Genomic DNA, 20,469 nt, shown 5'->3' on the forward strand with positions numbered 1-20,469 from the left:
CCCCCCCCCCGCCGGCCCCCCCCCCGCCGGCCGCGTCGATGCGGCCGGCTTCTCCCCGCTCCTCCCCTTTTTGCCGGGCGCCGTTCAGGCACGCTCGACGGCTCGCTCATTGTTGTCTTCCGCAGAACACTACGTTGGGCGTAGCGGCATTTTTCGCGAGCCGGGCGAGGCCTACACTGGCTTCGACGGTCACCGTGTGCGATCGGCACCGTCGAAAACCTGGAGGTATCCGCTCATGAACCCGCTGATCCGCACGATCGCCCTCGCGGCCGCATTCGCCGCTCCCGTCGCCGCACAGGCGCAAGCCAACTCGCCGCTCACACGCGCCGAAGTTCATTCAGAAGTGGTTGCGCTGAAAAAAGCCGGCTTCCAGCCGAGCGACTGGTTCTACCCTGCCAGCATTCATGCCGCCGAGGCGAAGATCGCCCGGCAACAGGGCGCGCCGCAGGCCACGGGCGCCGGCTACGGCAATCGCGGCGCGTACTCCACGAGCCAATAGCCCGGTTGTCGAACCCGTGAACCGCGCTCGCGCCAGCGCCGCGTTCCCGGCCCGCGCAGCGCGCACCGCCCTGCCCGGTCACTGCGGCTCGATGCTCGCTTTCGCGTAGGACTCGCGCTCCAGTTCCAGTATTTCCGCGCACAGTTGCAGGTGCGTGCCGGGCGGCGCGACGACGTGCCGCTTCAGTTCCGCCAGCACCTGCTCCGAGAATTCGCGCTTGACGTCGGTCGTCCGGCCGCTCAGCACCGCGAGCTTCGCATGGACGAACGCGCGCGGCGCCGGCGACGTACCGACCGCGAAGGTATCGAACCGCAGCGCACGGCTCTTGATGTCGAGCTCGTCGAAATGGCCGGACGCGGCAAGTACGGCATTGAGCGCGCGCAGGGTCGCGCCGGCGTCGAACCCGTCGAGGTTCGCGGAATATTCGAGCGTCAGATGGGGCATGGTGTCGGTGGCCTCGTTGGTATCGGGAAAAGCGCCGGCCGGCATCCCGAAAGCTCACGCAGTGCCACCGGATGCTATGCCTTGACCGGCTGGATCAGGCGCTCGCAGGCGCTTGCCTGCGGATCGCCGGCGGGCAGTTTCCCACAGATGCCGTCGAACTGCTTCGCGATCGACCTGACCGATGCGTCGTGCGCGCCGCTGCCGCGCCAGCGGTTCAGCTGCGTGACGACCTTGGTCAACGCGCGCAGGTTCGCGCCGTAGAACGCGTCCCGGGTCTTGTCGGCCTGCGCGAGCACGCTCGCGGCAATCCCTTCGATGCGCGCCGAATCGTCCGGCGCCAGTTCGACCGTATTCGCAAAATAGGTCGCGCCCCAGCGCAGCTTCGTCGCCGGCCCGCTCGCCGCGTCGTATGCCTTGCGGTACCAGTCGAGCGCCGCGGCCTTGTCGCCACGCGCTTTCGCATTCGCGGCCAGCCCGGACATGAAGTAGTACGGGGTGGACGAACGCGGCAACTCGGCCTTCAGCAGCGCATCCGACTCGTCGTACAGGCCCGCGTCGGTCAACGTGTCCGCGCCTTCGCTGACGAGCGCCTGCCGCTCGTAGGCATTCGCGGCGCCCTGCACCGATGCGGCGATCTGCTTGCGCGCGGTATCGGCCAGCGCCGGCGCAGTCAGCGGCGTGCCCTTGGGCGCATCGCCGCGCGCGAGCAGCACGCGGCCGTGCAGTGCCATCAGCCGGTCGATCGACGACAGCGTGGTGTCGGTCGACAGCCGCGCAAGCGCCGCGTCGTACGCGCCGCGCAATTTCGCGCGCTGCGCGTCGCCGCCGCCGAGATACGCGACCACGCGCGCGGGCGACGCGACCAGCACGTCCGAATCGGCCCGCGACCATGCGGGATCCTGCAGCACCGTGCGCAGCGAATCGGCAAGCGCCGCCTTGTCGAGCGCGCCGGCCTGCGCCGGATCGTCGGACGCGGCGACTACGGCCGACTTCAGCGCGAAGCGCGCCGATTCGGCCTTCGCGCCGGCCGCCCGCGCGCGTTGCGCGAGCGACTGCAGCGTCTCGGCGACGCGATCGGCCGGCACCGGCAACGCACCGTCGGTGTCCCACGAATAGTCGGCCAGCAGGCGCCATTCGTCCGGTGTCAGCGATGCACCGTTCTTCAGCGCGGTCGCGAGCGTCTGCCGCACCGGATGCGCAGCCGTCATCCCGAGCGACAGCGCCTGCATGTAGCGGTCGAGATCGGCTTCGCCCGGCAGCCGCGTCACTTCGGTGCCGTCGGGACGGAACAGGATCATCGTCGGATAGCCATGCACCTTGAAACGCTCACCGAGCTTCTGCGCGCTTTCGGTATCGCCGTCGAGATACACGGGCACGAAGAACGACGAGCGGGTCTTGAATGCCTGCTGGCTGAAGATCGTCGACTTCACCTGGTTGCACGACGGGCACCACACCGCGCCCCAGTAGAGCAGCAGCGGCTTGCCGGTGCGCTTCGCCAACGCGAACGCGGCATCGACGTCGCCGTGCTGCCATGCAATGCCGGGCGGCAGATGCGCGCCGTCGGGCGATGCACTCGCCACCGGGGCGCCCGTGGGCGTTGCAGCGGCAAACACCGCACCCGCAGCGGCGAACAGGCAGGCGGCAGTCAGATTCCGGAGAGCGGATTTCATCGAAGCGGGTCCGTTGAAAGAGGCGGTGGCGGGAAGGTGCGGCGTGCGAAGCGAAGGCCGTGATGCCTTGGCCAGGAAGCGATGACGATGAAGCGAGCCGACGTGCAACACTGCGCAGGATTGTTACGGGAAAGCGCACGCCGGCCGAGGCGACCGGCAAATCGTTCAACGATACGACGGGCACCGCCGGCAGAAAACGAACGAATTCTCGAATGAATATGACGCTCGGCAGCGCGGCCGCGTGGGCTATCGGATATGCGTCGGCCGAGCCTTCACTGCCGTGCCTTGATCCGCGCCATGTGATACACGGACTCATGCACGCCGTCACGCAACGCATAGCCCGGCGATTCGCCCTCGATCCGGAAACCGTGCTTCTCGTAGAGCACGATCGCCGCGCGGTTGTCGGTGAACACGGTCAGCTCGAGACGCGTGACGTTCAGCCAGTTTTCCGCGAGATCGATCGCGGCCGCGAGCAACCGGCTGCCGACGCCGCGCCCGTGATGCGCCGCGTCGACCATCATGCCGAGCCCCGCCGCATGACGCCGCCGCGGATTCGGCTCGAGATTCAGGCCGAGATGGCCGACCACGACGCCGTCGATTTCGGCGACGAGGCTCATGCCGCGCTCGCGCACGCCATCGAGCCGCTGCTGCCATTTCTCGAGAGACGGAAACGGATGCTGCAACGTATTCGCGTACACCGCGGGATGCGCGGCGATCTGCCGGATCGCGTCGACGTCGTGCGTCTCGCTGTGCCGGATCTTGATGTCGGTCATGGGTGGGCCGGTTCCGAAAATTCGCGCTGAAGGCGTGGACTGCGCGTACGCGCAGCAATGTGTCGAGCTTATCCGATTTCACGCATTTGAAACATGGTCGTCACGTCGTCGCGCGTCATGTTGCCCCCGCAACGAACTTCGCCACCCGATTCGAACGGAATCCGGCAAATTTTGACCGGCTACGCATGCGGCGATCGGTAATTCCCGACCTTTTTCAGCCGCGCATCGCGCCTGAACAACTCGTTGCGCACGCAACGTCACGCAAGCGACATGCGATGTCATGCGTTCATCACGTCGACGTCACGTCGTCTCCCTAGACTGGGCGCCGCCCAACCCGGCATGCGCCGGGCCGGTGTGTGCCGACGTCCTGGCCCGCGCATCACGAGCGCGCGTCGCGCAGGATCGCGGCAACGGCCAAGGCATCCGCGCGACATCACGCATCGCGCGAGATGCGCGCACCTCCGCCACGCGCGGCCGCTGCACTCGAACACACACGCCGCGCGAATCGTCCCAGGGGGGGGCGACGCCCGGGCGCCACCAGACGAAGTCACGAACGCTCCCATCATCACAGGACCCGAACGCCATGACGTCACGCCGCAAATTCCTCCAGCAGACCGCCACTTCCGGCCTCGCCGCCGCCGCGCTGTCCGCGTTTCCGCCGAGCATCCGCCGCGCGCTCGCGATTCCCGCGTTTCACGAAACGGGGACCATCAAGGACGTGAAGCACGTCGTGCTGCTGATGATGGAGAACCGCGCATTCGACAGCTACTTCGGCACGTTCAAGGGCGTGCGCGGTTACGGCGACCGCTTTGCGGTGCCGTCGCCGAACGGCCGCAACGTGTTCTACCAGACGTACACGAAGCCGACACCCGCCACCACCGTCACGCCGTATCACCTCGATGCGAGCCAGGGCAACGCACAGCGCGCGGGCGGCACGCCGCACACGTGGGCCGATGCGCAGGCCGCGTGGGACCACGGCCGGATGAACCGCTGGCCCGACGCGAAGACGCCGCTGTCGATGGGCTACTACGACGCGGCGGAAGTCCCGTTCCAGCGCGCGCTCGCCGATGCGTTCACGCTGTGCGACCACTATCACTGCGGGATGCACACGGGCACGATCGCGAACCGCCTGTTCTACTGGAGCGGCACCAACGGCCCGAGCGGCATCAGCCCGGCCGACGGCAGCCGCGTGAAGATCGCCGCGCTGAACAACCAGTTCAACGGCGGCAACGACATCGGCCCGTCGAGCCAGGGCTGGACCTGGACCACCTACGCCGACCGGCTGCAGCAGGCCGGCGTGAACTGGAAGGTCTACCAGAGCCTGATCGACAACTTCGGCTGCAACGAGATGATGAGCTTTCGCCACTGGCGCGCGGCGATCGAGCAGATGCCGCCCGCACGCCGGCCGGCGTACGTCGCATCGACGGACATCACGCAGCCCGTGACGGCGGCCGGCGCGTTCTACGATCCGGCGATCGACGATCCGTTGAGCCCGCTCGCTAAGGGGTTCGGCAACACGATGCCATACGGCTTCCTCGAATCGTTCCGCGACGACATCCGCAACGGCACGCTGCCCGAGGTGTCGTGGATCATCCCCCCGTCCGTGTACAGCGAACACCCGGGGCCGTCGAGCCCGGCACAGGGCGGCTGGTACGTGCAGGCCGTGCTCGATGCGCTGACGGCGAACCCGGAGGTGTGGAGCAAGACCGTGCTGCTGGTCAACTACGACGAGAACGACGGCTTCTTCGACCACATGCCGTCGCCGGCCGTGCCGTCGCGCAATGCCGACGGCACGCTCGCGGGTGGCCATACGCTGGCGGCCGCCGACGTCGCCGCCGAGTACCACGACTTCACGCCGGCCACGGCGAGCCAGCCGGCGACCGACGGCCGTCCGTACGGCCCGGGCCCGCGCGTGCCGATGTGGGTCGTGTCGCCGTGGAGCCGCGGCGGCTGGGTCAACTCGCAGGTGTTCGACCATACGTCGACGCTGCTCTTCCTCGAAAAGCGCTTCGGCGTCGCGGAGCCGCAGATCAGCGCGTACCGCCGCGCGGTGTGCGGCGACCTGACGAGCGCGTTCAACTTCCGCTCGCCGAACAACGAACCGCTGCCGACGCTCGCGGGCCATACGACCAAAGGCCAGGTCGACGCGCTGAGCGCCGCACAGCAGGCCGCGCCGAAGATCGTGCCGCCGGCCGCGCCGTCGCTGCCCGCGCAGGCCACCGGCGTGCGCCCGTCGCGCGCGTTGCCTTACGAACTGCATGCGAGCGCACAGACCGATGCCGGCAGCGGCACGGTCACGCTGAAGTTCGCGAACACGGGCCGCGCCGCCGCCGTGTTTCACGTCTATGACAAGCTGAATCTCGACCGCCTGCCGCAGCGCTACGCCGTCGAGCCGGGCAAGACGCTGCGCGGCGACTGGGCCGCGCGCGCCGACAATGGCGGTAAATATGACCTGTGGGTGCTGGGCCCGAACGGCTATCACCGCCGCTTCACCGGCGACCTGAGCCGCCTGGCCGGTGCCCGCGCGCCCCATCCGGAAGTTCGCGTCGGCTATGCGGGCGCAAGCGGCAACCTCCACCTGAAGCTGCGTAACCACGGCGGCGGCACGGTGCGTTTCACCGTGAAGTCGAACCAGGTCTACGGGCCGTTGTCCGGCCGCGGCGCACACGACGATCGCGGTCATGGCCAGGGTAACGAGGACGGCAACAGCCAGGGTCGCGGCCACGATCACGGCACCGGTACCACGTGGACGGTCACGGTGCGCGCCGGCGACCAGGCCGAACTGCACTGGACGCTCGACTCGACCGGCCACTGGTACGACTTCGTCGTCACCGCGGACAGCGACGCGAGTTTCTCGCGCCGCGTGGCCGGCCGCGTCGAAACCGGCCGCCACTCGGTCAGCGACCCGGCGATGGGGCTCGCCGACCGCTTCTGATACCGCCGCGGCGACCCGCGTTGCATCGCGTGTCGCCGCCCGTGCCGGTGCGGCCGCGAACGGCGCTCAGGCGCCGGCCGCGGCCGCGCGCGATCCGTCTGAAACGCCCGCCCCGCGCGGCTCAAACATCAGAAGGATCGGTGGTTCAGCCCTCATTTCCCCCCCACGAAAATGCTCCGAATTGCGGCCCGTTCGCGTTAAACTGCGTCAAGCTGTATTCAACAAAGACATCTTCGCCACTACGGCATCCACGATACGAGGATAGGTTCGATGCGCACTACCGGCTCATCCGGGGCAATGACCCTGCTCACCGAACACGACCCGGCCGACGGTCGCGAACTGCGCTCGCTCCGGCTCGAAGCGACCGGCGACGGCAAGAGCGTGCTGCTGATCGAGATCGACGAACGCAAGCCCGGCATCCATCGCGAAGTCCGTTACGAGATCACGCCGGCCGAACTGATCGCGGCGATCCGCTCGCACGGCGCCGAGCTTCCCGGCGAAAACCACGGCGCCGCCTCGCTCGCCCGCACCTCCTCCTGATTTCGAACGGTGAGCCGCACGCAGCGTGCCGGCTCACCGACATCGCCCTGCCGCCGTCAGGCGCTTTGCGTTATTCCCTCCGCCGACTTGAAAAAGGCCGATAATCGGCCCATCTGCGTGCTTTCCGCACGCGTTTCCTTTTCGGCCAGCCGTCATGCTCCTCCGCGACCTCGTCGCCCAATACGGGCCGCTTCTCGTCTTCGCCAACGTGCTCGCGGCGGCCATCGGGCTGCCGGTGCCCGCGATGCCGACGCTCGTGCTGTTCGGCGCGATGTCCGCGATGCATCCGGCGATGATCGGCTCGCAACTGGTCACGGTGGTCATGCTGTCGGTGCTCGGCGCACTGATCGGCGATACCGTGTGGTACCTCGCCGGCCGGCGCTTCGGCGGCACGACGCTGAAGACGATCTGCCGGCTGTCGCTGTCGCGTGACAGCTGCGTGAAAAAGACCGAGCGCTTCTTCGGCCGCTACGGCGTGCGCGTGCTCGCGGTCGCGCGCTTCATTCCAGGGCTGTCGCTCGTATCGGTGCCGATGGCCGGCGCGTTCGGCACGCGCTATCGCACCTTCGTCGGCTACGATGCGCTCGGCGCCGCGCTGTGGACGATCGTCGGGCTGGTGGTCGGGCTGATGTTCTATCGCCAGATCGACTGGCTGTTCGCCGGCGCGGGCAAGCTCGGCCGCGTGGCGCTGCTGGTGACCGTCGCGCTGCTCGCGGTGTACGCGGCGATCCGCTGGATGCGTCGCCGCGCGCTGATCCGCCAGCTCGCGAGCGCGCGGATCGGCGTCGACGAACTCGACACGCTGCTGCGCGATACCTCCGCGCCGGTGGTCCTCGACGTGCGCTCGCCCGAACACCGCAAGCTCGACCCGTTCACGATTCCCGGCGCGCAGTTCGCGGACGAACGCCAGATCGGCGACATCGTCGCGCGCTATCCGCTCACGCAGAAGTTCGTCGTGTATTGCTCGTGCCCGAACGAGTTCACGGCCGCGCTGATGGCGAAGCGCCTGCTCGACGCCGGCTTCACCGATGCGCTCGCGCTGCGCGGCGGCCTCGACGCATGGCGCGACACGGGCCGCCAGCTCACGTCGCTCGTGGAAGACATGCCCGCTGCGAACGATCCGGTCGCGGGGCTGCACAAGCCGGCCTGATCGGGTCGATCGAAGGCCGGCCGTGCGAGGCGGGGGCGCATGCGCCCCCTTCGATCAGAACGCGTGCAGCGGCAGGTTCACGACCAGACGGTACTCGGTGTTCGTCGCGTCCGAGTAGTGCGCCGAACCGGCGTGCCACATCGCGATGAACGTGACCTTCGTGTCCTTCAGCTTGCCGCTCTGGAACGTGTACGACGGGATGAAGCCGAACTCGTGGTGACGGCCCTGCACCGGCGAGCCGTTGCTCCAGTAGATGCTCGACTTGCTCGGGTCGTTCGCCGCACCCGCGCTGCCGTCCGCACCCCAGCCCGTCACGCCCCAGACCATCGCCTTGAAGCCCGGCAGGCCCGCTTCCTTGCCATAGAACGTGTAACGCAGCTGCAGCGACTTTTCGTGCGGCGCGTTGTAGTCGACGTCCATCGAGTTGGTCAGGAAGATGCCGTTCGTTTCGTTCAGGTAGTCGAAGAACTGGTCGCCGAGCACCTGCTGGAAGCCGAGCAGCAGCTCGTGCGGGCCGTGCTGAGCAGCCAGCGACAGGCTGTACGCGTTGTTGTTGATCTTGCCTTGCAGCGCATCGCCCGTGTCGTGCGTCGAGTAGACGTTACCGAAGCCCGTCCACTTGATCGTCTGCGGGCTGCCGATGCTGTGCTTCAACGACGCGTAGTACTGATGCCACACGTCGTCGGCCTGGTTCGCGTACAGCGCGACTTCGCCATTCGGCGAGTAGTCCCACGTGCCGCCGACATACGACAGGCGATTGATGCGCGTGCCGCCGTATTGCGTCGTCAGGTTGGTGAGCGTCGTGTGACCACGCGCGTCGGTCTTCGTGAAGCTACCGCCTTCGAGCATCACGTTCTTGAATTCATTGCTGACGATCGTCGTACCGAGGAACGTCGGCGGCAGCGCACGGTTGTCGTGCTGCTCCATGAACGGGTTGTCGACGGCCTGCAGACCGTACTTGATCACCGTGTTCGAGATGCGCGCCTTCACGTCGTAGATGCCGGGATAGGCCCACGCGAGCTGGTTGCCGCCACCGCCGCCCTTCGCGATGTGCACCATGCTGCCGGCGCCCTGGCCGCCGTCGAGCTTCAGCGCCGCATACAGCGACGCGTCGAAACCGATACCGATCAGGCCCGTCGTGTAGCCCGATTCGAAGTTCGCCATCGCGCCCTGAACCCACGCGTGGCGATGCGGCCCGCCCTTGGCGTCGAGCACGTCCGCGTAGTTGCGGAACAGGAAGTTCAGATGGCTGTCGGCAATGAAGCCCTTCGACTGCGACTGGGCCGACGGCTCGTCGGGCGGCGTGACGGCCTGGTTCGCTTCGGCGTTGATAATGGCGTTCGGGGTCGTTGCCTGCGCAACGGTCGTGCCCGGTGCGGCCTGTGCGACCGTCAGCGGTGCGGGGGCCGCGTCGTCGGCGTGCGCGACGCCCGTCAGCGAGACACCGGCGAGCGCCGGCAGCCCCCATGCAAGCAGCATTTTCGATGCCGTCCCGATCGTCTTCTGTTTATTCATCGTCATTCTCGTCTTGTGTTGATATCGTCCACGCCGGTTGAGATCCGCTCCCGGCCCCCCGGCGCGCCCGGTTAAGGACGCGCCTGTACCCGCGGCGCGAAGATCGTTCGCGCCGCACCTACCCCTGTTGACCAGCCTTGGTTATGTTTTCTGCGTCACTTCAGCTCACGCCACACCCGCGCGGATGCACGCGACACGCGCGGCCGACCCCTGCCGAACTTCCGGCAGCGGCACGTCCTGCGCGCACGCTTCGATCGCGACCGGGCAGCGCGTGCGGAACGCGCAGCCGGACGGCGGGTTGAGCGGCGAGGGCATCTCGCCTGCCAGCAGCATCGGACGGCGAGCACGCTCGCGCGCCGGCTCCGGCGTCGGCGCCGCATCGAGCAGCGCCTTCGTGTACGGGTGCTGCGGCACGCCGTACACGTCTTGCCGCGTGCCGAACTCCATCACGCGGCCGAGATACATCACGAGCACACGCTGGCTGATGGCTTTCACCACCGCCAGATCGTGTGCAACGAACAGATAGGACAACGACAGTTCGCGTTGAAGGTCGCGCAGCAGGTTCACGATCTGCGCCTGGATCGACACGTCGAGCGCCGATACGGGTTCGTCGCAGATCACGAGCTTCGGCTCGCCGATCAGTGCGCGTGCGATGCCGACGCGCTGGCATTGCCCACCGGAAAACTCGTGCGGATAACGCAGCAGGTGATGCGCATTCAGGCCGACACGTTCGAGCATCGTGACCACGCGGCGGCGCACCTCGGTGCGGCCGAGGCCGGCCTGGTGCGTGACGAGCGGCTCCGCGACGACCTGTTCGATGGTCATGCGCGGATCGAGCGACGCGAGCGGGTCCTGGAAGATCATCTGCACTTCGCGCCGCATCGAGGTGCCGCGCAGGTGATCGGGCGCCACGGTTTCGCCGCGCCACTTCACCGTGCCGGCCGTCATCGGCACGAGGCCGATCAGCGCACGCGCGAGCGTCGACTTCCCGCAGCCCGATTCGCCGACGAGCCCGACCGTTTCGCCGCGCTTCACGTCGAACGACACGCCGTCGACGGCACGCAGCGTCCCTTTCGGCGACCACGGATAGCCGCCGAGCGGCACGCGGAAATGTACTTTCAGACCATCGACGGACAGCAGCGTGTCGTCCGTCGCGCCGGCATGGCGGCGTTCATTGACGCTCATCGCAGACCTCCCGTCAGATCGGCCACGGGCCGGTGGCACGCGCGCACCGCGCCCACGGCGCCATAGGTTTCGAGCGCGGGGCGCGCCGCGCCGCAGCGTTCTTCCGCATACGTGCAGCGCTTCGCGAACGCGCAGCCGGCCGCCGCGGTGCCGGGCATCGGCGGATTGCCGGGAATCGCGACGAGCGGCGCATCGTCCGCGTCGGTCAGGCGCGGCAGCGCGTTGAGCAGGCCGATCGTGTACGGATGCGACGGCGCCGCGAAGATCGATTCGGCCGGCGCATATTCGACGGTGCGGCCCGCATACATGACCATCACGTTGTCCGCGAGGCCCGCGACCACGCCCATGTCGTGCGTGATCAGCACGATCGCGGTGCCGCGCTCGCGGTTCAGCTCGCGCAGCAGGTCGATGATCTGGGCCTGCACGGTCACGTCGAGCGCGGTGGTCGGCTCGTCGGCGATCAGGATTTCCGGCTCGGACAGCAGCGCCATCGCGATCATCACGCGCTGGCGCATGCCGCCCGAGAACTCGTGCGGATACATGCGGATCCGGCGCGCCGCGTCGGGAATGCGCACCGATTCGAGCGCCTCGATCGCGCGCTTGGTCGCTTCCTTGCGCGACAGCTTGCGGTGCAGCTGCAGCGTCTCGGTCATCTGCCGCTCGATCGTCAGGAACGGATTGAGCGACGTCATCGGATCCTGGAAGATCATCGCGATCCGGTCGCCGCGCACCTTGTTCAGCGCACGCCCATCCATCTCGAGCAGGTTGTCGCCGCGATAGCGCGCGGCGCCGGTCGTCGTGCCGTTGCCGGCCAGCAGGCCGAGCAGCGCCATCACGGTCTGGCTTTTGCCCGAGCCCGATTCGCCGACGATGCCGAGCGTCTTGCCGGCTTCGAGCGAGAACGACACGCCGCTCACGGCGTCGACCGGCGGTGCGTCCTTGCGCGTGAAGCGCACGCCCAGGTTGTCTACTTCTAGCAGTGCAGTCATGCCAGCCTCCGCCGGGCCGCCCCAAGGAGGCTGGCCGCCCCCTCGGGGGGCAGCGAATAAAATGAGCGTGGGGGTCGTTTCATTTCAGCGATCCTTCGGGTCGAGCGCGTCACGCAGGCCATCGCCGACGAAGTTCACGCAGTAGAGCGTCACGCACAGCATGACGGCCGGAGCCAGCAGCAGCCACGGCATCGATTCCAGTTTCTGCGCGCCGTCCTGGATCAGCACGCCCCAGCTCGTCATCGGCTCCTGCACGCCGAGGCCGAGGAACGACAGCACCGATTCGGTCAGCACGATGCCCGGCACCGAGACCGTCGCGTACACGACGACCACGCCGAGCAGGTTCGGCACCACGTGGCGCAGCACGATCGACGCCGGCGACACGCCGATCGCGCGGGCCGCATCGACGAACTCGCGGCTGCGCAGCGACAGCGTCTGGCCGCGCACGACACGCGCCATGTCGATCCACGAGAACGCGCTGATGGTCAGCACGACCAGCATGAACGAGCGGCCGAACAGGGTCATCATCAGGATCGCGATCAGCAGGTACGGGATCGCGTACATCATGTCGACGATGCGCATCATCACGGAGTCGACGCGGCCGCCGGCGAAGCCCGCGGTCGCGCCCCACGCGACGCCGAACAGGCCCGACACGAGCGTGCCGAGCAGGCCGACCTCGATCGACACGCGGCCGCCGATCAGCGTGCGCACCAGCAGGTCGCGGCCGAGCTCGTCGGTGCCGAACCAGTGCTGGTTCGCCCAGGTCGGCGGCAGGCTGATCGAGCCCCAGTCGCTTGCCGAAGGATCGGCCGCGAGCAGCCACGGGCCGACGAAACAGGCGAGCGTGACGAGCGCGAGCAGCACGAGGCTGAACACGGCCGCACGGTTGTGAAGAAAGCGCGCCATCGCAAGCGCGAGCGGCGAGCGCGAACGCGGCGGCGAGTCGGTCTGCACGGGCAGGCCGACGACGGGAGTAGTCGGAGTCATCGCTGTGCCTCGCTCAATAACGGATGCGCGGATCGAGCCACGCGTACGCGAGGTCGACCAGCAGGTTGAACAGCACCGCGCAAACGGTCGTCAGCACGACGAGGCCGAGCACCAGCGTGTAGTCGCGGTTGATGGCGCCGTTCACGACGAGCTGCCCGAGCCCCGGCAGCGCGAACACCGATTCGGTGACGACGGCCGCCGTGATCGACGTGATGCAGACCGTGCCGAACAGCGACACGACCGGCATCAGCGCGGGCTTCAGCGCGTGGCGCAGCACGATCGTCGAGCCCGGCAGGCCCTTCGCGCGCGCGGTGCGGATGTAGTTGCTCGACAGCGTCTCGATCATCGAGCCGCGCATCACGCGGGCGAGCAGCGACATGTTGATGAAGGTCAGCAGCACGATCGGCAGCAGCCGGTACTGCCAGCCGCCGTCGCCCCAGCCACCCGCGGGCAGCCAGCCGTTGCCGGATGACGTCTTCAGCAAAATCGCGAAGATCCACACGAGCACGGGGCCGAGCACGAACGGCGGGATGACGTTGCCGAAGTTGCCGATCAGCATCACGAAGCGGTCGATGAAGCTGTCGCGGCGCACGGCCGCGACGGTGCCGAGCAGCACGCCGAACACGATCGAGATCGGGATCGACACGCCGCCCACGCCGAGACTCACGGGCAGCGCCTTCTTCACGAGATCGTTCACCGACCAGTCGACGTAGCGGAACGACGGGCCGAGATCGCCGTGCAGCAGCGCGTTCAGGTACAGCAGGTACTGCTTCCACAGCGGCTCGTCGAGGTGATACTTCGCGTTCAGGTTCGCGAGCGTGGCCGCGGACAGCTGCTTCTCCGTATCGAACGGGCCGCCGGGCGTGAAATGCAGGAGCAGGTAGCAGACGGTGACGACCGCGAGGATCGTCGGCACCGCCCACAACGTGCGCCTCAGTGCGTAGGCCAGCATGATCGCTCCGCTCAGTGCTTGATCACGTACATGTCCTGCGAAGCACGCATGTCGATCACGTTCTTCAGCGAGTAGCCGCCGACGTACGACTTCACGAGACGGTCGGCCGTGTACTGGAACAGCGGCACCATCGGCGTGTCGTTCATCGCGAGATCGTGCGCCTGCGTGAGCAGCGCGGCGCGCGCCTTGTCGTCGAGCTTCTGATTGCCTTCGTCGACGAGCGTGTCGGCCTGCTTGTTGCAGTAGCCGACCGTGTTCTGCGAGCTGCCGCAACGCAGCAGGTCGAAGAACGTCATCGCGTCGTTGTAGTCGGCGAACCAGCCGTCGCGCGCGACCTGCACCTTGCCGTCATGCCGCTCCTTCATCAGCACCTTGAACTCGACGTTCTCGAGCTTGGTGTTGACGCCGAGCTTCGTGCGCCATTCCGACGCGGTGAACAGCGCGACCTTCTTGTGCAGGTCGTTGGTGTTGTACGTCAGCGTGAACGACAGCGGCTTCGCGTCCGAGTAGCCGGCCTGCTTCAGCAGGTTCTTCGCGGTCTCGACGCGCTTGGCCATCGGCCACGACGCCCATTCCGGCGTGAACGACTGCACGCCCTTCGTGCCGTTCGGCATCAGCCCGTACATCGGCTTCTCGCCCGACTGCGTGAGCTTCGACGTCAGCACGTCGCGATCGATCACCATCGACAGCGCCTGGCGGACGCGCTTGTCCTTCAGCGCCGCGTCGTTGTTGTTCAGGTAGTAGTAGTACGTCGCGAGCTGCAGGCCCGGGCGCAGGTCGCTGCCGAACTGCTTGCTGATCTGCGGGAAGATGCCCGACGGAATCGTGTACGTGTAGTCGACCTGACCCGCCTGGTACATGCGCATCGCGGTCTCGTCGCTCTCGATCGGCAGGTACGTGACCTTGTTGATCACGACCTTCGGCGCGTTCCAGTACTTGGCGTCCTTCGTCACGACGATGCGGTTGTTCGGCTGCCAGTCGACGAGCTGGTATGCCCCGTTGCTGACCATGTTGCCCGGGCGCGTCCACGCGTCGCCGAACTTCGCGACGGCGTCCTTGCTCACCGGCACGAGCGGCGCCATCGCGGTCAGCTCGGGGAAGAACGCGACGGGCGCGTCGGTCGTCACCTCGAGCGTGTACGGATCGACGGCACGCACGCCGAGCGTCGACGGCGCGGCCTTGCCCGCGATGATGTCCTTCGAGTTCTTCACGAACTCGACGAGGATCGTGTATTTCGAGCCCGTCTTCGGATCGACGAGGCGCTGCCACGAGTAGACGAAATCGGCGGCCGTCACCGGCTGGCCGTTGCTCCACTTCGCGTCATGGCGAAGCTTGAAGATCCACGTCGTCGGCGTCTTGCGTTCCCACGACAGCGCGACACCCGGCACGACCTGGCCGGCTGCGTCGATGCGGGCCAGCCCTTCGAACAGGTCGAGGCCGATCGTGTTGCCGGTCCACGATTCGATGTGCGCGGGGTCGAGCGACTCGACTTCGGCAGGCACCTGGCGCGTCAGGTCCTGTTGAGGAGCGAGCGCGACGTTCGACGGAACGGTAACGGCGTGGGCGGCAGGCGTCAGGGCGAGCGCGGCCAGCACGGCCGACATGGCATGCAAGGATTTCATCGTGGCAGTCTTGAGAAGGGTTGTTCGGTGAGCGTCGCGCGGCGGATGCCGCGGATTACGCTTGGGACGCTGACGGGCGCAGCGATTGAGGAGGCCCGTGATTCTCGTATTGCATTTTAGTATTCCTTACGTTTCTTTCGACAGGTATTCCGTCTTCGAAACGAAGGAATACCTGTGCGTTAGAACAGCCTCGGTGTACCGACCCAGACCACCACCGACTCGATCTTCGCGGTGTTGACCCAGCTGTGCGGGACCGTCGACTGATAGTGCGAGCTGTCGCCGGCCTGCAGGACGAACGTCTTGCCTTCCAGCGTCAGCGACACTTCCCCTTCAATCACATACAGGAACTCCTCTCCTGCATGTGTCGTCACCTCCGACCGCTTCTGCCCCGGCGGCATCCTCACGAGGATCGCCTCCAGCTGGCGCCCTTCGGATACGTTCGTCAGCCTCGCGAACAGGTTCGCCGAATCGGCAAACCCGAAGAAGCGCAGCTGCTCGCCTCGGCAGACCGAGCGTTCCTCGCTCGGCGTATCCACAAAGTACTGCACCGTCACACCGAGCGCGTGCGCGATACCGGCCAACGATGTCAGCGACGGCGACGCGAGCCCGCGTTCGACTTGAGACAGAAACGGCTTCGAAATCCCCGCGGCAGTAGCGGTGTCGTCGAGCGTGCGCTTGAGTCGTTGGCGCAACGCGCGAATCTTGCTGCCCAGTGCGGCGGTAGCGTTTGCAGACCGCGAGTTTTCAGTGGGGGGAACCATAGCAGGCCGAAAAGTGATCGTCAAAAAATGTTTGATGGAAAATAACTAAGTTAGAACGATATAGCTTAGTCTTCGGGTTCGCACACGTCTTCGGTGTTGAGCCCGGTGCACTAAACGGGACACGAAGCGAGCGAAATGACGCGCTATCTTGCCAGACTCGCCGGCTTCACAGGCAAGCTGCAAGCGGCTCTCCGGGAATATTCGGAGGGCCGGCACGAAAGCTTACAAATAGATGATGAGACGAATGTTCCTGAAAGCTACTGCCACATTGGGAGTTTCCCTAAGTGGCAGGACCCTGACGCACCGGACCGGCACCCGCTACCATGCGCGCGCCGGTCGGGGCCCCTCCCCGCCGCACCCGGCGGAGTCAGACCCCGGCCCGGGCTAACCGCCCGACTGTTCCATCGCCAGCACCAAGCCTACCCGGCCCATTGTGCACCGGCGCCAGTTCGACCCCAAGACGACGCGCGATCCGTGCCGTCCGTTTCAAACGAGATTGATGATGCAACCACCTGTTTCACAAACCCGATCGTTCACGACGGTCTTCCTCATCGAAATGTGGGAGCGCTTCGGCTACTACGGCATGGCCGCGCTCCTGGTCCTCTTCATGGTCGACCGGCTCGGTTTCACCGACAGCCATGCGAACCTGACCTGGGGTGCGTTCACCGCACTCGTCTATGCGGCACCGTCGATCGGCGGCTGGATCGGCGACAAGGTGCTCGGCGCCCGTCGCACGATGATCATCGGCGCGTCCGTGCTGTGCGCCGGCTACCTGATGCTGTCGGTACCGAACGATCAGCTGACGTACATGTACGCATCGCTCGGCGTGATCGTCGTCGGCAACGGCCTGTTCAAGGCCAATGCGGCGAACCTCGTGCGCCGCATCTATGAAGGCGACGACGCACGCATCGACAGCGCGTTCACGATCTACTACATGGCGGTCAACATCGGCTCGACGGTGTCGATGCTCGCGACGCCGTGGATCAAGGATCACTGGGGCTGGCACGCCGCGTTCGCGGTCTGCTGCGGCGGCATGCTGCTCGCGATCCTCAACTTCATGCTGATGCATCGCACGCTCGCGCACGTCGGCTCGAAGCCGGACGACGAACCGATCCGCTGGAAGCGCCTCGGTGCGGTCGCGCTCGGCGGCGTCGGGCTCGCAATGATCACGCTGTACGTGCTGCAGCACAAGCAACTTGCGGTCGCCAGCGTGTGGACGGCAGCGTTCGCGATCCTCGCGATCTTCGCATACATGATCGCGAAGTCGGAGCGCTCGGAGCGCGCGGGCCTGATCGCGGCACTCGTGCTGATCGGCCAGGTGATCCTGTTCTTCATCTTCTACGTGCAGATGTCGACGTCGCTGACGCTGTTCGCGCTGCGCAACGTCGATCCGCGCTTCATGCTGTTCGGCACGACGCTGTTCACGTGGAGCGCCGCGCAGTTCCAGGCGCTGAACCCGATCTGGATCATGCTGCTGAGCCCGGTGCTCGTGTGGGTCTACAACGCCGTCGCGAAGGGCGGCCGTGACCTGCCGGTCGCCGCGAAGTATGCGCTCGGCTTCGGCGCAGTGGCCGCGGGCTACCTGGTGTTCACGATCAGCGGCCGCTACGCGGTCGACGGCCGCGTGTCGTCGTGGTTCATGGTGTGGGGCTACGGCCTCTACTCGCTCGGCGAACTGCTGGTGAGCGGCCTCGGCCTCGCGATGATCGCCCGCTACGTGCCGGCGCGCATGAGCGGCTTCATGATGGGTGCGTACTTTGTCGCGACCGGCGTGTCGCAGTATCTGGGCAGCGTCGTCGCGAACTTCGCGCAGATGCCGTCGCACGAACTGCCGGCCACCGAATCGCTGCCGCTCTACCTGTCGCTGTTCGAGAAGCTCGGCTGGCTCGCCGCGATCGGCATGCTGCTCGCGCTGCTGCTGCTGCCGCTGATGAACCGCCTGTCGCGCCAGCACCAGCGTTGTGCGGAAGAGCGCCGCGAAGAAGCGCTGCAGGCACAGGGCGTCGCCGCGGCCCAGTAAGGGCTATCCCTCGGCGTGCCGCGTGCACGCCACATTCTCCCGCCGGTCGCGCGATTGCGTCCTACACTGGTTGCAAGCAGTGCATCCGCCGAGATGCGCACTGGCGGGAGAAGACCATGAAAAGCAAGACCACGAGGCTCCTCAGGATCCTCTCGGACATCCGGTACGCGCAGCGATGCACTGCACTGCGCGCCGCCCGGGCGGCAGCCGAAGCCGACGCGGTACTCGCGGAACGCGACGATCCGGCGCCCGACGAACGCGACGACGCCGAATCCGACGACATCACCGCCGTTCCCCGCTCCCGTATCAGCTCACCTCACTGACGCCACGCGGCACGCTCCGTGCCGCACGCGCCGCCTCCCGCGCCGCTCATGCGGCCGCGCTGCGCCACCGCGCGATCCAGGTTCCCGAACCGGCCACGGCCATCATCAGCCCGAGCGCGCACGCGTCGGCCACGAGGCCCACGCCGACATGCCGCAGATCGCCGCTGCGCACGACCGGATGCAGCAGCGAATCGATGACGAGCGAAATCCCCGCGCCCGCGACGAAGCAGATCAGCCCGCGCTGGCCCACGGCCACGACGGGCCGCACGCCTTGCGCGATCCGCGCGATCCAGCCGAAGCGCACGCAATCGGCCATCAGCCACGCGATGGCCGCGAAGCTCACGACGCGCGGCAGCGCGAGATCGCGCTTGAACACGCCCTCCGGCAGCGGTAACCCCGAGAACAGCTTGTAGCTCGCGCAACCGAGCACGGCTGCGCACGCGACGCCCGTCGCGGCCGCACCCCAGCGCCCCAGCGCGATGCGCCGGTAGAACGGCTGGCAGCGCGCGAGCACGCCGGCGACGAACATCAGTTGCCACGCGAACGGATTGAAACTCCAGCGGAATCCTTCGGTGTCGAGCAGCTCGGGGCCGAGCCAGCCCGCCGCGATCCACGACGCGACGCTGAACGCGACGAGCAGCCACGGATGCCGGCGCGCGAACGGCACGAGCACCGGCGACGCGAGCGCGAACAGCACGTACATCGGCAGCACCGACGCGAGATAGGGCTGGCGCTGGAACGTCAGCAGCTCGGCTGCGCCCGTCAGCGGCGAGGCGAGCATCACGCTGACGTCGTCGAGCGCGAGGTTCGGCGCATCGATCCCGTAGTGGTCGAGCACGGCCGACACGACGAGCATCAGCGTCGAGGTCGCGAGAAACGCGCGGTAGATCTGCATCGCGCGGCGCACGAACCGCTTTTGCGCGGCGCGCGCGCCGTGCCGCTCGGCAATCGCGCCATAGGCGCTCGCGGTCGCGAAGCCGCCGAGAAAGACGAAGACCTCGGCCGCGTCGCACAGCGCGAACGCGTGCAGCGTGACGCGCGACAGCACGCTCGCGCCGATGTGGTCGACGACGATCATCAGCAGCACGATGCCGCGGAAGAAATCGACTTCGATCAGGCGGCCGCTGCGCGACGGCGGAAACGTGGCGGCAGGCGGCAGGCTCAACGACATGAGCGCACCTGCACGACGGCGGTGCAGCACGCACCGGTGAAGGGATCGGGAAGGAGAAGGCGAGCGCGATCAGCCGCGATACGCGTATGCCCGCATCGCGCCAACCCGGCCGGCCAGGCACGGAGATGACCGTTCATTGAAAGGCTGCATACGAAGGGAAGTCGGTGAGGCCAGTCTAATGGCCGATCAGGGGAGACCCTAAGTAACAAAGTGCAACCGAATCTTCTGTTCGATTACAGACGCGCGCCCGACGGGGCAAAGCAGGCAGCGTCGCCAGATTCGCGTCAGCGCGACGCCAGTGTGCGGTCAGCGTCGATGGGTTCGACCGCTGCGATGTAGATGTTTTCGATACACGACGCGGCACGCGGCACGCTGCATGCAGCCGCCGCATCGCGACCGGCGCTTATCCGCGGGGCAGACGCCGCATCAGCATCGCGCTGTGCCACGCGGTCAGCGCCACGGCGACCCAGATCGGCCCGTACGTCGCGAGCTTCGCGACGCTCAGCGTCTCGCCGAGCAGCAGCAGCGACACCGCGACGAGCAGCACGGGCTCGACGTAGCCGAGAATCCCGAACAGCGCCATCGGCAGCATCCGGCTCGCCTTCAGGTAGCTCGCGAGCGCGAGCGTGCTGAGCACGCCGAGCCCCGGCAGCAGCGCGGCCCACAACACCGGATGGTCGGCCACGCGCGTCGTGCTCGTCGCGACCATCGCGAACGCGATCGGGCACAGCAGCGCGATCTCGAGCGCGAACGCGGCGAGCGAATCGGCATTGATCCGGCGGCGCAGCACGAAATAAGGCGGATAACCGTGACCCATCCTGAAATAGGTTGACACTTTTTCGCCGAGGCGAGGAGGTGCCAGATGGAGCAAGGGATCAAGCGGACGCAGCGGGACTACAGCCTGGCTTTTAAGCTGTCGGTGGTGGTGCAAGT

17 protein-coding genes and 1 pseudogene are annotated in these 20,469 nt (G+C 67.0%); 6 read left to right on the forward strand and 12 right to left on the reverse strand.

Annotated features, from left to right (window positions below; translation table 11 throughout):
• Window positions 1-235: 235 nt before the first annotated feature.
• Window positions 236-499, forward strand: a complete 264-nt coding sequence (locus LGN19_RS38905; RefSeq protein WP_226220164.1) for a DUF4148 domain-containing protein — start codon at window positions 236-238, stop codon at window positions 497-499.
• A 78-nt stretch (window positions 500-577) separates the two neighbouring features.
• Here the strand turns inward: LGN19_RS38905 and LGN19_RS38910 are convergent, their stop codons facing one another.
• The 3 genes from LGN19_RS38910 to LGN19_RS38920 all read right to left on the reverse strand — a co-directional run bounded on the left by LGN19_RS38910 (window position 578) and on the right by LGN19_RS38920 (window position 3,386).
• Window positions 578-943, reverse strand: a complete 366-nt coding sequence (locus LGN19_RS38910; RefSeq protein ID WP_226220165.1) for a 5-carboxymethyl-2-hydroxymuconate Delta-isomerase — start codon at window positions 941-943, stop codon at window positions 578-580.
• A gap of 74 nt (window positions 944-1,017) precedes the next feature.
• Window positions 1,018-2,613 carry a thioredoxin family protein gene (locus tag LGN19_RS38915; RefSeq protein WP_226220166.1) on the reverse strand — a complete coding sequence of 532 codons (1,596 nt, stop codon included), beginning with the start codon at window positions 2,611-2,613 and terminating at the stop codon, window positions 1,018-1,020.
• A gap of 272 nt (window positions 2,614-2,885) precedes the next feature.
• Window positions 2,886-3,386, reverse strand: a complete 501-nt coding sequence (locus LGN19_RS38920; protein WP_122948273.1) for a GNAT family N-acetyltransferase — start codon at window positions 3,384-3,386, stop codon at window positions 2,886-2,888.
• Between the two features lie 583 nt (window positions 3,387-3,969).
• Between LGN19_RS38920 and LGN19_RS38925 the strand changes: the two genes are divergently transcribed.
• The 3 genes from LGN19_RS38925 (at window position 3,970) to LGN19_RS38935 (ending at window position 8,011) form a co-directional block, all read left to right on the forward strand.
• Window positions 3,970-6,321: a phosphocholine-specific phospholipase C gene (locus LGN19_RS38925; protein ID WP_226220167.1), complete on the forward strand. Its 2,352-nt coding sequence runs from the start codon at window positions 3,970-3,972 to the stop codon at window positions 6,319-6,321.
• A 270-nt stretch (window positions 6,322-6,591) separates the two neighbouring features.
• Window positions 6,592-6,861 carry a hypothetical protein gene (locus tag LGN19_RS38930; RefSeq protein WP_011353737.1) on the forward strand — a complete coding sequence of 90 codons (270 nt, stop codon included), beginning with the start codon at window positions 6,592-6,594 and terminating at the stop codon, window positions 6,859-6,861.
• 154 nt (window positions 6,862-7,015) lie between these two features.
• The gene (locus LGN19_RS38935; RefSeq protein WP_122948276.1) at window positions 7,016-8,011 is read left to right on the forward strand and encodes a DedA family protein/thiosulfate sulfurtransferase GlpE; all 996 of its coding nucleotides are present in this window, start codon (window positions 7,016-7,018) and stop codon (window positions 8,009-8,011) included.
• A 54-nt stretch (window positions 8,012-8,065) separates the two neighbouring features.
• On the opposite strand, the gene LGN19_RS38940 is transcribed toward LGN19_RS38935, so the two are convergent.
• From LGN19_RS38940 to LGN19_RS38970, 7 genes are all read right to left on the reverse strand, one after another.
• Window positions 8,066-9,526 (reverse strand): OprD family porin, encoded by a 1,461-nt coding sequence (locus LGN19_RS38940; protein WP_226220168.1) that lies wholly within the window; start codon window positions 9,524-9,526, stop codon window positions 8,066-8,068.
• Between the two features lie 165 nt (window positions 9,527-9,691).
• Window positions 9,692-10,711 carry an ABC transporter ATP-binding protein gene (locus tag LGN19_RS38945; protein WP_226220169.1) on the reverse strand — a complete coding sequence of 340 codons (1,020 nt, stop codon included), beginning with the start codon at window positions 10,709-10,711 and terminating at the stop codon, window positions 9,692-9,694.
• On the reverse strand, window positions 10,708-11,700 hold the full coding sequence (locus tag LGN19_RS38950) for an ABC transporter ATP-binding protein (RefSeq protein WP_226220170.1): 993 nt from the start codon (window positions 11,698-11,700) through the stop codon (window positions 10,708-10,710). The genes LGN19_RS38945 and LGN19_RS38950 overlap by 4 nt, the downstream gene beginning before the upstream one ends.
• An 84-nt stretch (window positions 11,701-11,784) precedes the next feature.
• Entirely contained in the window at window positions 11,785-12,687 is a 903-nt protein-coding gene (locus LGN19_RS38955) for an ABC transporter permease (protein WP_174957880.1), read from the reverse strand.
• 13 nt (window positions 12,688-12,700) lie between these two features.
• Window positions 12,701-13,639, reverse strand: coding sequence for an ABC transporter permease subunit (locus LGN19_RS38960; protein WP_043181204.1), 939 nt, complete (start codon window positions 13,637-13,639; stop codon window positions 12,701-12,703).
• An 11-nt stretch (window positions 13,640-13,650) separates the two neighbouring features.
• The gene (locus LGN19_RS38965) at window positions 13,651-15,261 is read right to left on the reverse strand and encodes a peptide ABC transporter substrate-binding protein (protein WP_226220171.1); all 1,611 of its coding nucleotides are present in this window, start codon (window positions 15,259-15,261) and stop codon (window positions 13,651-13,653) included.
• Between the two features lie 179 nt (window positions 15,262-15,440).
• Entirely contained in the window at window positions 15,441-16,022 is a 582-nt protein-coding gene (locus LGN19_RS38970; RefSeq protein ID WP_011353729.1) for a cupin domain-containing protein, read from the reverse strand.
• A gap of 499 nt (window positions 16,023-16,521) precedes the next feature.
• On the opposite strand from LGN19_RS38970, the gene LGN19_RS38975 reads away from it, so the two are divergent.
• Both LGN19_RS38975 and LGN19_RS38980 read left to right on the forward strand, forming a co-directional pair.
• Window positions 16,522-18,042: a peptide MFS transporter gene (locus tag LGN19_RS38975; protein WP_122948281.1), complete on the forward strand. Its 1,521-nt coding sequence runs from the start codon at window positions 16,522-16,524 to the stop codon at window positions 18,040-18,042.
• Window positions 18,043-18,158: 116 nt separating this feature from the next.
• Entirely contained in the window at window positions 18,159-18,365 is a 207-nt protein-coding gene (locus LGN19_RS38980) for a hypothetical protein (RefSeq protein WP_226220172.1), read from the forward strand.
• 46 nt (window positions 18,366-18,411) lie between these two features.
• Here LGN19_RS38980 and LGN19_RS38985 read toward each other — a convergent pair whose 3' ends face one another.
• Together LGN19_RS38985 and LGN19_RS38990 are read right to left on the reverse strand one after the other, a co-directional pair.
• Window positions 18,412-19,536: an OpgC domain-containing protein gene (locus LGN19_RS38985; RefSeq protein ID WP_226220173.1), complete on the reverse strand. Its 1,125-nt coding sequence runs from the start codon at window positions 19,534-19,536 to the stop codon at window positions 18,412-18,414.
• Between the two features lie 403 nt (window positions 19,537-19,939).
• Window positions 19,940-20,344: pseudogene (locus LGN19_RS38990) on the reverse strand (EamA family transporter RarD); the annotation flags it as partial.
• Window positions 20,345-20,469 lie beyond the last annotated feature (125 nt).

Source organism: Burkholderia sp. AU30198 (assembly GCF_020419825.1).
GTDB lineage: Bacteria > Pseudomonadota > Gammaproteobacteria > Burkholderiales > Burkholderiaceae > Burkholderia.